At 70.1% G+C, this 12935-nt stretch carries 11 protein-coding genes, 1 pseudogene and 1 riboswitch; of the genes and pseudogenes, 9 read left to right on the top strand and 3 right to left on the bottom strand.

The features are described from left to right. Positions 1-1362, top strand: a 1362-nt coding sequence (brnQ, locus tag GX015_RS03260) for a branched-chain amino acid transport system II carrier protein (RefSeq protein ID WP_291342768.1), incomplete at its 5' end; no start/stop codon positions are given. A 316-nt stretch (positions 1363-1678) separates the two neighbouring features. Here brnQ and GX015_RS03255 read toward each other — a convergent pair. Together GX015_RS03255 and GX015_RS03250 are read right to left on the bottom strand one after the other, a co-directional pair. Continuing rightward, on the bottom strand, positions 1679-1918 hold the full coding sequence (locus tag GX015_RS03255; protein ID WP_155867435.1) for a hypothetical protein: 240 nt from the start codon (positions 1916-1918) through the stop codon (positions 1679-1681). 36 nt (positions 1919-1954) lie between these two features. After that, positions 1955-4210 (bottom strand): M3 family metallopeptidase, encoded by a 2256-nt coding sequence (locus GX015_RS03250; protein ID WP_291342766.1) that lies wholly within the window; start codon positions 4208-4210, stop codon positions 1955-1957. Between the two features lie 50 nt (positions 4211-4260). On the opposite strand from GX015_RS03250, the gene GX015_RS03245 reads away from it, so the two are divergent. Further along, the gene (locus GX015_RS03245) at positions 4261-5673 is read left to right on the top strand and encodes a carboxylesterase family protein (RefSeq protein WP_291342765.1); all 1413 of its coding nucleotides are present in this window, start codon (positions 4261-4263) and stop codon (positions 5671-5673) included. Positions 5674-5761: 88 nt separating this feature from the next. On the opposite strand, the gene GX015_RS03240 is transcribed toward GX015_RS03245, so the two are convergent. Further along, a complete protein-coding gene (locus GX015_RS03240; protein WP_155867442.1) occupies positions 5762-6007 on the bottom strand; it encodes a hypothetical protein in 246 nt (81 codons plus the stop codon). An 85-nt stretch (positions 6008-6092) separates the two neighbouring features. On the opposite strand from GX015_RS03240, the gene GX015_RS03235 reads away from it, so the two are divergent. From GX015_RS03235 to GX015_RS03205, 7 genes and pseudogenes are all read left to right on the top strand, one after another. Continuing rightward, complete coding sequence (locus GX015_RS03235; RefSeq protein WP_155867444.1) at positions 6093-6578, top strand: PH domain-containing protein; 486 nt, start codon at positions 6093-6095, stop codon at positions 6576-6578. After that, positions 6575-8083 carry a PH domain-containing protein gene (locus GX015_RS03230; RefSeq protein ID WP_291342762.1) on the top strand — a complete coding sequence of 503 codons (1509 nt, stop codon included), beginning with the start codon at positions 6575-6577 and terminating at the stop codon, positions 8081-8083. The genes GX015_RS03235 and GX015_RS03230 overlap by 4 nt, the downstream gene beginning before the upstream one ends. 75 nt (positions 8084-8158) lie before the next feature. Continuing rightward, entirely contained in the window at positions 8159-9925 is a 1767-nt protein-coding gene (gene treS / locus GX015_RS03225; protein WP_291342761.1) for a maltose alpha-D-glucosyltransferase, read from the top strand. Continuing rightward, positions 9922-11376 (top strand): phosphotransferase, encoded by a 1455-nt coding sequence (locus GX015_RS03220; protein WP_291342759.1) that lies wholly within the window; start codon positions 9922-9924, stop codon positions 11374-11376. Before treS ends, GX015_RS03220 begins: the two co-directional genes overlap by 4 nt. A 24-nt stretch (positions 11377-11400) precedes the next feature. Beyond that, positions 11401-11529: riboswitch (SAM riboswitch) on the top strand. 15 nt (positions 11530-11544) lie between these two features. Continuing rightward, entirely contained in the window at positions 11545-12087 is a 543-nt protein-coding gene (locus GX015_RS03215) for a hypothetical protein (protein ID WP_291342758.1), read from the top strand. Positions 12088-12219: 132 nt separating this feature from the next. Then, entirely contained in the window at positions 12220-12642 is a 423-nt protein-coding gene (locus tag GX015_RS03210) for a metalloregulator ArsR/SmtB family transcription factor (protein WP_291342756.1), read from the top strand. Beyond that, positions 12639-12935, top strand: a pseudogene (locus tag GX015_RS03205) (hypothetical protein); the annotation flags it as partial. The gene GX015_RS03210 and the pseudogene GX015_RS03205, both read left to right, overlap by 4 nt.

Here is a 12935-nt window from a genome sequence, read left to right as displayed (position 1 = left end):
TCCGCCGGCCCGACCATCATCGTGGTCGGGCTCATGTTGTTCGCCATGTTCTTCGGCGCCGGCAACCTGATTTTCCCGCCCCAGTTGGGCGTCGAGGCCGGCACCGCCTACGGCCCCGCGATGGCCGGGTTCCTGTCGACGGCGGTGCTGCTGCCGGCGCTGGCCGTCATCGCGGTGTCGGTGTCGGGCAACGGCATCGTGGACATCGCGTCCCGGACGGGCAAGGTCTTCGGCCTGGTCTTCTCCGTCGCCGTGTACCTCTCCATCGGCGCGCTGTACGCGATCCCCCGCACGGCGAACGTCGCGTTCGAGACGGGCGTCGCGGGCGTGGCGGGGACGACGTCGGCGTGGGCGCTGTTCGCGTTCACCGTGGCGTTCTTCGCGGTGTCGCTGTGGTTGTCGCTGCGGCCGGGCGGCATCGTCGATTCGCTGGGCCGGTGGCTGACTCCGGCGCTGCTGGTCCTCATCGTGGCGCTGGTCGTCGTGGGTTCGATGGTGCTCACGGGCGAGCCGGGCGCCCCGACGGAGAAGTGGGCCGACGCCCCCTACGCCGCGGGATTCCTCGAGGGCTACTTGACCATGGATTCCCTGGCCGCACTGGTCTTCGGCATCGTGGTCATCGATTCGCTTCGCTCGCGGGGCATCCGCGACCAGCGCCGGGTGGTCACCTCGTCGATCCTGGCGGGCGTGGTCGCGGTGATCCTGCTCGGCGTGGTCTACCTCGGCCTGGGCCGTCTGGGCCGGGGCATCGAGGGCGAATACACCAACGGAGCGCTGTTGCTTTCCGACGCCGCCACCCAGTCCTTCGGCGCGGCGGGCGCGTGGATTTTCGCGCTGATCGTGCTGCTGGCCTGCTTGACGACGGCCGTCGGCCTCATCACCTCGACCGCCGCATTCTTCTCTTCGCTGACTCCCCGCATCGGGTTCCAGGCATGGGCGGTCGTTTTCACGTTGGCCGGTCTGCTGATGTCGAATCTCGGGCTGGAGACGATCATCGGCATCGCCATTCCGCTGAACGTGTTCCTGTACCCGATGGCGGTGGCGCTGGTGTTCCTGACGCTGCTGCAGGCCGCGCTGCCGTTCAAGCTGGTGTGGTCATACCGGATTCCGGTGGCCGTGGCCGGCGTCTTCGCTCTCATCGATCTGGCGCGGGCGCTGGCCGTCGAACCGGCGTCGGCGATTCCGGCGCTTGCCGAGCTTCCGCTGTACGAGCAGTCGCTGTCGTGGGTCATCCCCACCGCCATCGCCCTGGTGATCTGCCTGTTCGTCGATCACCGCAATGGTTTGCCGGCGCCGGAGCCCGGCGAGTCGACGGCGTCGATCGGCGCCGAGGGCGCACGGGCGGCCAACGTCCACGCGTGATGATCGGCCCCGGGGGGGGCGATCGATGCCGGAGAGCGCTCGCTACCGGGCCGGCGATCGGTACCGGGCGGTGATCAGAGCTGAGTCATGATCCCGGCGACGAGCACGAGGACGATGAGCACGATGAGCGCCATCTTGACCGGTGACTTCCGCATGTTGGGCTCTCCTTCTCCACTTCCCCGTCATTGACCGGGGCTTCGCTCCCCGCCAATCGGCTGGGGTCCTGCTCCACGATTTCCCCGCTGTTCAGCTGGGGTCCTGCACTCGCATTTCCCCGCTGGTCAGCTGGGGTCCTGCACTCGCATTTCCCCGCTGGTCAGCTGGGGTCCTGTTCCACCAATTCAATTCGCGCCCTGCCCTCCCGGGTGGGGCGCTTCTTCGCCCACCGCCCGGAAATGCGGCCGACGACGATGTCGATCAGGCCGATGAACACGAACGCCACCGCGCCGGCGACGGGCACGAGGAACGCCAGCAGCACGATGGTCTGCCCGAAGACCGGCAACTGCGTCAGCCACTGGCCGATCGAATCGACGGTTCCCTCGAACGCTTCGTACACGGCGGTTCACCTTACCCGACGGTCCGGAATCACCCGCTACCCGGCGGTGACGCCGGCGCCGGCCAATCCCCTGCGCTCGAGCAGGGGGCTGATGTCCTTGTCGCGGCCGCGGAACTCCCGGTAGGCCTCGGCGAAATCGATCGCGCCGCCCCTCGACAGGATGGTGCCGCGGAAGCGGTCGCCGCCGGCGCGGGTGGCGCCGCCGTTGTCGGTGAACCAGCCATAGCCGTCGGCGTCGAGCGCTTCCGCCCACAGGTACGAGTAGTACCCGGCCGAGTAGCCGCCGGCGAAGATGTGGTTGAAATACGTCGACCGGTACCGCGGGGCCAGGTTCGCCACGTCCAGCCCGTATTCCTCCAGGGCCTTCTGCTCGAACTCGCCGACGTCGGAAATGGCCGCGGCCTCCTCCGGGGTCAGCGAATGCCACGCCAGGTCCAGCGCCGACGCCGCGAGGTACTCCGTCGTGGCGAAGCCCTCGCCCGCGGTGCGCGCCTTCTTCACGGCCTCGACGAGCTCGTCCGGGATGGGCTCGCCCGTCTCGGCGTGGACGGCGTAGTTGGCCAGGATCGACGGCTCCAGCGCCCAGTTCTCGTTGATCTGGGAGGGGAACTCGACGAAGTCGCGCGGGACGTTCGTGCCCGAGAAACGCGGGTAACGCACGTCGGACAGCAGACCGTGGAGGGCGTGGCCGAACTCGTGGAAAAGGGTGGTGACCTCGTCCAGCGTCAACAGCGCCTCCTCCCCTTCCGCCGGCTCGGCGATGTTGAGCACGTTGACCACGACGGGCTTGGTGCCCAGGAGGTGTGACTGGTCCACGAAGGAGCTCATCCACGCGCCGCCGCGCTTGGTCGGGCGGGAGAAGAAGTCGGTGAGGATGAGCCCGATGCCGGAGTCGGCCGTCTCTCCGCCGGTCTCGCCCGCCACATCGTCCCCGGACTCGACGGCGGACGCGCCGTCTGCCGGAGTTTCGCCGTCGCGCACCTCCCACACGGTGACGCCCGGGGCGTACCCGACGAGGTCCTCGCGGGGAACGACGTCGATGCCGTAGAGCTTCTTCGCGGCGTAAAAGACGCCGTCGCGGACCACGCGTTCGAGCGGGAAGTAGGACTTGAGCTTCTCTCCGTCGACGGCGAACTCCTCCGCACGCCGCCGTTCGGCCCAGTACGGCCAATCCGGGGCGCCGACCTCGGCGGCCCCCTCGACCTCGTCACCGTCGGAGTTCACGGCATCGTCGGCCCCCTCGCCCGCGGCACCGCCCTGCGCCGCGGCTTCGGCGGCGAGGTCGGCGACGCGCTTGTACTCGCCCTCGGCATTGGCGACTGCCGCCGGCGCAAGATCGGTGATCAGCTTCTTTGCGGCCGCGGCGTCGCCGGCGGTCTCGTCGGCGATGACGTAATCGGCGTGGCTGTCGTAGCCGAGAAGACGGGCCCGCTCGGCGCGCAGGCGCACCTCCTCGAGCAGCACGGGGCGATTGTCGTGCCCCTCGCCGGTGCCGCGGGCGATCGACGCCGCATACACGCGGGCGCGGGTGTCCGGCGATTCCAGATCGACGAGAACCGCCTGCACGCTGGGCAGATCCAGCGGGATCAACCAGCCCTCGTCCTTGCCGGCCTTGCGGGCATATCGGGCGAGGTTGTCCTTCGCCGCCTGCGACAAGCCCGCGAGGTCCGCCTCGTCGGTGATGACCACGGCACGATCGTTGGTGTCGGCGAGCAGGTTTTCGCCGAACGCCGTCGACAGCTCCGACAGCCGCGAGTTGATTTCCTTCAGGCGCTTCTTGCCCTCGTCGTCCAGGTCCGCGCCGGCGCGGCGGAAGTCGCGGACGACCTTGTCCAGCAGCCGACGCGCCTCGTCATCGAGTTCGGGCACGTCGGACGAGGTGCCCGACGGGCCGTCGTAAAGCTCCGCGACCCGCTTGATGCGCGACCACAGGCCTTCGTTGAGCCGCACGCCGTCCAGGTGCGCGGCCAGCTCCGGCGCGATGGTCGACTCGATGGCCAGGCGCTCCTCCGTGGCATCGGTGCCGGCGACGTTGAAGAAGTACGCCGCGACCCGCTCCAGCAGCTGCCCCGCCGCCTCGAGCGCCTCGAGGGTGTTGGCGAAGCTCGGCGCCTCCGGATTGTCGACGATCGCCGCGATCTCCGCGTCATGGTCGACGAAGGCCGTGCGGAACGCGGGGATGACGTGCTCATCGCCGATCACCGCGAAATCGGGCAGCCCGTACGGCAGCGTCGACGGCGTCAGCAGCGGGTTGGCGGCGAGGGTCTGGTCCTTGGCGTCTTCGTTGCTCATGTCGCCCAACTGTAGCCCCGGCCGCGGATCGGGCGTTTACGCTTGTCGCCATGAGCGATTCCAATGCCACGCCGATTCCCGGCGCCCGCCCGGGCTCCGCGGAAGTCACCGTCGATGCCCCGGCCGGTGCCCTGACCGGCCTCGCATCGGGCGGCGTGCTGCGGATCCACACCATCCCGTACGCCACCGCCGAGCCCTTCGGGCCGTCGTCGCCGGTGCCGCCCGGTGCGCACGACGGCCGCGAGCCCATCGGAGATCCGCTCGGCGACGGTTCGGGCACACCCCTTCGCGAGGGCGTCGGCCACATGCAGCTGACCGTCACCGCCCCGGTCGACGGTCTGGCCGCGGGGCCAGGCGATGCGTCCGACTCAGCCGCCACCGCCCACGCCACCCGCCCGATCCTGCTGTGGATCCACGGTGGCCGTTTCGAGGAGGGCCACCCCTCCGAGCCGTGGTGCACCATGCGCCGGTTCGCGGAGCAGGGCATCGTCACCGTGTCCCTGGGCTACCGCAAGACGCTCGACGGCTTCTGGCGCATGGCGGACGATGGCCGCGCCGGCGCTCCTGACGCCGCGCCGTACCGCGCGGTCGACGACCTCGTCCACGCCCTGCGCTGGGTCCGCGACAATGCCGCCGCGTTCGGGGCCGACCCCGGCAACGTCACGTTGTCCGGCCAGTCCGCCGGCGCCGGCCTGGCGCTGGCGCTGGCGTCGGACGCGCGCTCGGAGGGGCTCGTGCACCGGGTCATCGCCCTGTCGCCCGGCTTGTCCCGTGGTTCCGGCAATGCTTTGCGACGCCTGCTCGCCCGCATCGGAGGCATCGGCCCGTCGGGGGCGCCCTCCCCGGAGATCGCCGACAAGGCCTACCGCCTGCTGGCCGCGGTGGCCCCGACTGACACCGCCGTGGGCCCGCGCATCCCCGAAATCCGGCCGAGGGTGCCGCTGATGGTGACCGCCACCAGCGAGGAGTTCCATTTCGCGCCGCCACTCATCTGGGCGGACGCGAAGCCCGGCGCGAGAATCCTGGCCAGGGCGATCGGTGCGGCACACGGCGCCATGGGCCCGCTGCCGCCGGAGGCCGGCGACCGGCCCATCGGCGGCGTGATCTCCGACGCGGCAATCCGGGCCAGCGCGGTCGCGGTCGCCGATTCCTCGGCGGCGGCAGGCATGCCGACCTGGGTCGGCGAGTTCCGGCCGGGCGAGGGCACCGGCATCGGCCCCGACGGGCGGGTGACCGACGGCGCCCCTCACTGCGTCGATCTGCCCCGCTTCTTCGGTCGCGAGGCCGGCCACCCGTTCCACGACCAGGTGGTGTCGTTCATCCACACCGGTGATCCGGGTTGGCCGCGCTATTCGCCCCCCGAGCGCACGGGTCGCATCTGGTACGGCGGCGGTGAGCGGGCGGTCGAAGCCGACGAAGCCGACCCGTGGGGCGGCGTGCGGGCGATGTTCCGGAGCCGTTAGATCCGTTAGATCCGGTCTGGGTCGTTAGATCCGTTAGATCCCGCCGGAGCCGTTGAGTGGCCGGAACCGCCCGTCGGAATCGTCCGCCTCAGAAGCCCACGTCGAGCGCGAACTGGAGAATCTGCCAGCAGACCAAAAGGGTGATCAGGGTGATGAGCACCGCCCATACGGCGCGGTACTTCGTGAACAGGTTGTCGTCGCGGGAATCGTCGTCGGGACCGACGCCGCGCTCGTGCATCGGCCGCGGGTCGGGGCTGCCGTCCCACTGGGGCCGCGGTGCGGCGCCGTCGTCCCACCGGGGGTCGGGCTGGTCGTCTCGTCGCTGCGGATCCATGCCCCCATCATGCCGAATCCGGGTGGCCGACGGTCACCGCCCGCTCGTCCATCGGAAATCCGGTACGGCTGATAGTTTCGGTGACATGGCGCTCGACCTGCTGGATCCGGATTCCCCGCACTTGACCCCCGTTTCCCCGAAACTCGCCACGGTGCGCCGGATCTCGGCGACCATCTGGCTGCTCCCGCCCCTCATCGCCGCAGTCGCGCTGGCGCTGTTCCTGCACCCGCTGTGGTGGATCGCCGCGGCAGCAACCGTGGCGCTGCTGCTCTGGCTCCTGTGGATCATCGGCCGCCAGGTTTCCGCTCACGCATACCGCGAAGGCGAAGAAGACATGATCGTCGCCCGCGGCCGCTGGTGGCGATCGGTGACCGTCGTCCCGTACGGGCGCATCCAATTCATCGACATCGACGAAGGCCCGCTGCTGCGGCTTTTCGGGTTGGCCACGGTAAAGCTCAACACCGCTTCGGCGACCTCCGACGCCCAGCTGTCCGGGTTGCCCCGCGCGCAGGCCCGGGAACTGCGCGAACGACTGTCCGACCGCGCCCGCGAGAGGATGGCCGGGCTGTGACCGCGCCCGCCGACCCCGGCCCGGTCGGGCCGGGACGCCGCCGCGTCCACCCGGTCACGCCGCTGTTGGCCGGCGGACGGGCCCTGGCCGCTGCGGTGGCCGTCATCGTCTTCAACGTCGTCCAGCAGTCGACGTCGCTCGGTCAGCTGATCAATTTCCTCACCGACTCGGGCCCGATCGCGTGGCTCGTGGCGACCGGCATATCGGTGCTGGTCATCGCACTGACCGCCGTCTTTTCCTGGATCTCGTGGAAGTACCGGTTCTTCGAGCTCGCCGACGCCGAGGTCCGCATCGGCTCGGGCTGGCTCATCCGGACGCGGCGCACCGCCCGCTTCGACCGGGTGCAGGCGGTGGACGTCAACCAGCCATTGCTGGCCCGTCTCGTCGGGCTCGGCGAAGTGAAGGTGGAAACCGCCGGCGGCAAAGACTCCGACCTGACCATCCGGTTCCTCACCATGGACGATTGCCGCGCCGTGCGCGCGGCCGTCCTCGAAGCCAAACGCGCGGTCGAGGCAGATCCCCACGGGGCTGCTCCGGAGCCGTCGGCTCACCCCGCCGAGGCGAAACCAACGGCGTCGCCGACGGCCCCCGCCGATTTTCGGGACACGATTCCGGAAGCGTCTGCCGATCCCGCCGACGAAACCCATCTCCACGGCCCCGTGCCTCCGGGCCGGTTGTTCGCATCTGCGGCGCTCGGCCCCGGGCTGCTGGTGCTGCTCGCAATCCCGATCGCGTTCTTCGGCTCCTTCGCCGTGATCAACGCGGTCGGCCCGGCCGAGCAGGTGTCGATGACGGAAATGGTCGTCATGACCTTCGGCGCCATCGCCGGCACCTCGTTCATCGGCGTCGCGGCGTTCCTCTTCGGCATCGTCGCCTCCGTCTGGCAGAAGTGGAACAAGTTCCACGGTTTCACTCTCGCCGCGGACGATCGCGCGGGGCGGCTGCAGATCGCCGCGGGCCTCACCGCGACGCGCCGCCAGACCATTCCGGTGCGGCGGATCCACGCCATGCAGATCATCGAGCCCGCGTGGTGGCGCCCGCTGCACTGGGCGACCGTGCGGCTCAACGTCGCCGGGTACGTCGGCGAAGGCTCGGAGGTCTCCACGACTCTCCTGCCGGTCGCCCCGCTGCCCGAGTCGGACGCCGTCGTCGACGGAATCATCGGACGCATCACGGGCCTCCGGCACGAGCCCTCGGAGGCGATGTGGGCGTCGCCGAAACGATCCGTCTGGATCTCCCCCATCGACTGGCGGAATCAGACGGTGCGCATCACCCCGCGCGCTTTGGTGGTGACCTCCGGCAGACTGCGCCGGCTGCGCGCCGTGATCCCCTGGTCCCGGATCCAGGGCCACACCCTCCGCCAAGGCCCCCTGTCCCGGGCGCTGTCCCTGGTCGACGTGCGCATCGACCTCGTCGGCGGGCCCGTCTCCGTCACCGCGTCGCAGCTCGCGCCGGACGACGCCGCGCGGCTCATGCGGGTGTTGGACGAACGGCGGGGCGCATAGGCGTCGTCAAGCGAAAAAGTCCCGACCCATCGATCTTCCCTGCGAGATGACCGGCGTTTCCCTACCCTGGTCCCCATGCATGATTGGTATCGAAGCGCGGTGTTCTACGAGGTTCTCGTGCGCGCGTTCAACGACTCGGACAACAACGGCTCCGGCGACTTGAACGGTCTGCGGGAGAAACTCGACTACCTGCAGTGGCTCGGGGTGGACTGCCTGTGGCTCCCCCCGTTCTACGACTCGCCCCTGCGCGACGGCGGGTACGACATCCGCGACTTCCGGGCGGTGCTGCCCGAATTCGGCACCGTCGAGGACTTCAAGCTGCTTCTCGACGAAGCGCACGCCCGCGGCATCCGCGTGATCACCGACCTGGTGATGAACCACACCTCCGACACCCACGAGTGGTTCCAGCAGTCCCGAATGGACCCCGACGGGCCCTACGGCGACTTTTACGTGTGGACCGACGACCCCGACACCTACTCGGGCGCGCGCATCATCTTCGTCGACACCGAGGACTCCAACTGGACGTACGACCCGGTGCGCGGCCAGTACTACTGGCACCGCTTCTTCTCGCACCAGCCTGACCTCAACTACGACAACCCGGCCGTGCAGGAGGCCATGATCGACGTCCTGCGCTTCTGGTCCGACCTGGGCCTCGACGGCTTCCGCCTCGACGCCGTGCCGTACCTCTTCGAGCGCGAGGGCACCAACTGCGAGAACCTGCCGGAGACGCACGAGTTCCTGAAGAAGTGCCGCGCCGTCATGGACGAGGAGTACCCCGGCTGCGTGCTGCTGGCCGAGGCCAACCAGTGGCCGGAGGACGTCGTCGAGTACTTCGGCGACCCCGAGGTCGGCGGCGACGAGTGCCACATGGCGTTCCACTTCCCGCTGATGCCGCGCATCTTCATGGCGGTGCGCCGCGAGTCGCGCTTCCCCATCTCGGAGATCCTCGACTCGACGCCGGACATCCCCTCGTCGGCGCAGTGGGGCATCTTCCTGCGCAACCATGACGAGCTGACGCTGGAGATGGTCACCGACGCCGAGCGCGACTTCATGTACGCCGAGTACGCGAAGGACCCGCGGATGAAGGCGAACATCGGCATCCGCCGCCGCCTGGCGCCGCTGCTGGAAAACGACCGCAACCAGCTGGAACTGTTCAACGCCATGCTGCTGTCGCTGCCGGGCTCGCCGGTGCTGTACTACGGCGACGAGATCGGCATGGGCGACAACATCTGGCTCGGCGACCGCGACGCGGTGCGCACCCCGATGCAGTGGTCGCCGGACCGCAACGCCGGCTTCTCGCGCTGCGATCCGGGCCGCCTGTACCTGCCGACCATCCAGGACCCGACGTACGGCTACCAGGGCATCAACGTGGAGAGCCAGATGGGTTCGTCGAACTCCCTGCTCAATTGGGTGCGACGGATGGTGCACGTGCGCAAGAAGTACCGGGCCTTCGGCCTGGGCGATTTCCGCGAGCTCGACAGCGACAACCCCTCGGTGCTCACGTACCTGCGCGAGCATGACGACGAGCGCCTGCTGTGCGTGAACAACCTGTCCAAGTACCCGCAGGCCGTGGAGCTCGACCTGTCCGAGTTCGCCGGCGCCACCCCGGTCGAGCTGACCGGCTCGGTGCCGTTCCCCGAGATCGGGGCCGATTCCTACCAGATCACGCTGCCCGGCCACGGCTTCTACTGGTTCGAGCTGCAGACCCCGCCGGAGGCCCCGGTGATCGCCGCGTCGTCGGCGGCGCCAACGGTGCCGGTGGCGCAGGCCATTTCCGACGCCCCGGTGGCCGCGACCGCCGGCGCGCCCGATGATTCCGATGAGCGAGAGGCGAATCGATGACCGACAACCGAAATTCCCACCCCACCTCCGGCGATCTCGGCGGCGGCGCGTCCGCAGGCCCGATCGGCGATGGGTTCACGCTGCCCGACGCCGACCTGATCGCCTCGGAGCTGGTCCGCACGCTGCCGCTGCACCGGTTCTTCGCCGACAAGGCGGCCGGCATCGACGGCCTGGACGTGCTGGTTCACGCGCCGGCGGTGCGCGGCGACGCCGAGTCCCCGGACGTGGACCTGCTGTTCGTCCGCGTGCGCAGCGGCGGCGCCTCCCCGGCCTACCTGCTGCCGATCGCCTGGGGCGACGCGCTGCCGGCGGCGCACGAGGATGCACTGCTCGTCGCCGGCGAGGGCGTGCTGGGCTACGACGCCCTGGTCGATCCCGCGGCGGTGACGGCGCTGGGCCGGACCCTCGCGGCCGACGGCGCGCTGGGCCCGATGGTGCTGAAGAAAGTCTCCGGCGCAGAGCTGCCCGTGCCCGAGAAGGGCCGCCCGATGGGCGTGGAGCAGTCCAACACCTCCGTCATCTTCGACGACGAGGTGATGATGAAGGTCTTCCGCCGCCTGCACCCGGGCGTCAACGCCGACGTGGAGCTGTTGGCGGCGCTGTCGGCGGCCGATTGCGCGTCGGTGCCTCGCCTGTACGGCTGGGCGGAGCTGGAGGTCGACGGCGAGACGTACACCACCGCGATGCTGCAGGAGTTCGTGCCCAATTCCGCCGACGGCTGGTCGATGGCCCTGACGTCGGTGCGCGACATCATCCGCGAGGCCGATCTGCAGCCGGAGGATCTGGGCACCGCCTTCGGTTTCGAGGCGGCCGCGCTGGGTGCGGCGGTCGCGGAGGTCCACGAGAATCTGGCGGCGGCCGTGCCGGTGCGCGGCCGGGTGTCGGGCGAGGAGCTCGTCGCCCCGATGCGGGTCCGCCTGGCCCATGTCGCCGGGCTGGTTCCGCAGGTCAATGAGCTTTACGACGCTGCCGAGGCGGTATTCGAAAAGGCCGCGGAGTCCGTCGACGACGATGGGGTTCCGGTGCAGCGCATTCACGGCGACCTGCATCTGGGCCAGGTGCTGCGCACGCCGCGGCATTGGTTGCTCATCGATTTCGAGGGTGAGCCGTCGCGCCCGTGGGACGAGCGCCGGCTGCCCGATCACCCGCTGCGCGACGTCGCCGGCATGGTGCGGTCCTTCGATTACGCGGCGCACTACCCGTTGCTGACGGGCCGGGAGGATTCCCCCCAGCAGCGTTTCCGCGTCGCGGAGTGGGCCGACCACAACGTGGAGGCGTTCCTGGAGGGGTACGCGTCGACGTCGGGGCGCGATCCCCGCGACGAGGCGGCGCTGCTGGATGCGTTCATCCTGGACAAGGCGATCTACGAGTGCCTGTACGAGGCCCAGAACCGCCCGGGCTGGCTGGAGCTCCCGCTGGCCGCGGTGGCGAGGTTGCTTGACACCGAATAGACCGCTTGGTCTATAGTGGCGGCAGGTCCAGAGTTGCGGCGGGCTGCACGGGCCCCGGGACTTCATCGCCGCACGGCAACCGCGGTTCGAGCCTCGGTGCCCTCCCGGGAAGACCGGCCACCGCCGGATCTCCGGCGGTCGGAAGAACTCGACCGGGAGGAACCCGCCATGCGCGCCATCGACGCCGCCACCACCACCAACTCATCCACGAACCCCGCCGCGAACGCCATCGCACACCCCAACGCGGCACCCGCCGCGAACGCCATCGCGTCAGCAGCCGCGAACGAGCCTAGAATCGCGCCCCAGACCACCACGGGCCGCCACCACTCCCCCTCCGACGCCCGCCGCCTGCGCTTCGCCGCGACGTGGCATCGCCGCAGCATCGCCGGCACCACGGCCGACCCGTCACTGCGCCCCGCCTACGCCGCACCGATCGCCGCGCCGGAGGCCCCGCCGGCCGACGCCCTCGTCGTCACGCCGCAGTCGCTGGATGCCGCCGACGACGGCGAGCGGCTCATCGCCATCGCCCCGGACGGGCGGCGGCTGCACTTCTTCCATGACGGCCTTTTTCGGTGGTCGACGCGCACGGCCGCCGAGATCGTCGTCGACGCCGACGTCGCGCCCGGCCCGTCGCCGCGCCGCCTATGGGTCCGCCATCCCGACAATGGGACATGGTGGACGGATGCGGCCGTATGCCACTTCATCGACTGACCGCTCCCGGATCGACTGACCACTCCCGGCACCGATGCCCGGCCACCCCAATGTCCGACGGCCCCGACAAGGGCCATGGCCGCACCGGACCGCGATACGTCAGCAGCCACTGACGGGTGTTATGGTCAGCACATGCTGACCATTGCCCCGCGTCTCGACGTCATGCACCGCCTCGGCCGCGCCATGGCCGATCCGACGCGATCGCGCATCCTCATGACGCTCCTCGACGGCCCCGCCTACACCGGCGCCCTGGCCGACGATCTGGAGCTGACCCGCACCAACGTCTCCAACCACCTTGCGTGCCTGAAGGACTGCGGCATCATCTTCGCCACCCCGGAAGGCCGCCGGACCCGGTACGACATCGCCGATCCGCACCTGCGCAAGGCGCTCAACGATCTCCTGGACGTCACGCTCGCCGTCGACGCCGACGCCCCCTGCCTCGACCCGTCCTGCCCGGTGGAGGGCTGCTGCGACGCGAGCACCACCGCCGACGCCGACCCCGGGTCCGAGCCCGAGCCCGAGGCCGAACCCGCAACCGAGGAGACCGTCCGATGACCTCGGCCTGCGGCTGCTCGCACGTTGCCCCCGAACCCACGGACTTCTCCGAGCCGGAGGCCCCGCCCACGCCCTGGTGGTGCGATCGGGAGGTCCTCGTCCCGGTGTTCTCCGGCGTCGCGCTGGTCGCGGCGTTCCTGATCGGCCTCGCGGCCCCCGACGCCGCCGAATCCGCCTCGTCGGCGACGCTGGGCGGCGCGTGGACGCTGCCCGACTCGGCCGCCGGCGTCGCCTCGCCGGCGCTGTATTGGCTCGCGCTGCTGCTCGGCGCGTCGACGTTCGTGCCCGGCGCG

Origin of the sequence: Corynebacterium sp. (genome assembly GCF_012837295.1) — a bacterium.
Lineage (GTDB): Bacteria > Actinomycetota > Actinomycetes > Mycobacteriales > Mycobacteriaceae > Corynebacterium.
Note: the sequence above shows the minus strand (reverse complement) of the source record. Positions and strands in the feature narration are given on the sequence as shown.

Excerpts from the sequence above, each read along its gene's own strand:
- GX015_RS03250 (WP_291342766.1), bottom strand. The coding sequence starts at position 4,210 with ATGAGCAACGAAGACGCCAAGGACCAGACCCTCGCCGCCAACCCGCTG.
- GX015_RS03245 (WP_291342765.1), top strand. The coding sequence starts at position 4,261 with ATGAGCGATTCCAATGCCACGCCGATTCCCGGCGCCCGCCCGGGCTCC.
- GX015_RS03240 (WP_155867442.1), bottom strand. The coding sequence starts at position 6,007 with ATGGATCCGCAGCGACGAGACGACCAGCCCGACCCCCGGTGGGACGAC.
- GX015_RS03235 (WP_155867444.1), top strand. The coding sequence starts at position 6,093 with ATGGCGCTCGACCTGCTGGATCCGGATTCCCCGCACTTGACCCCCGTT.
- treS (WP_291342761.1), top strand. The coding sequence starts at position 8,159 with ATGCATGATTGGTATCGAAGCGCGGTGTTCTACGAGGTTCTCGTGCGC.
- GX015_RS03220 (WP_291342759.1), top strand. The coding sequence starts at position 9,922 with ATGACCGACAACCGAAATTCCCACCCCACCTCCGGCGATCTCGGCGGC.
- GX015_RS03215 (WP_291342758.1), top strand. The coding sequence starts at position 11,545 with ATGCGCGCCATCGACGCCGCCACCACCACCAACTCATCCACGAACCCC.
- GX015_RS03210 (WP_291342756.1), top strand. The coding sequence starts at position 12,220 with ATGCTGACCATTGCCCCGCGTCTCGACGTCATGCACCGCCTCGGCCGC.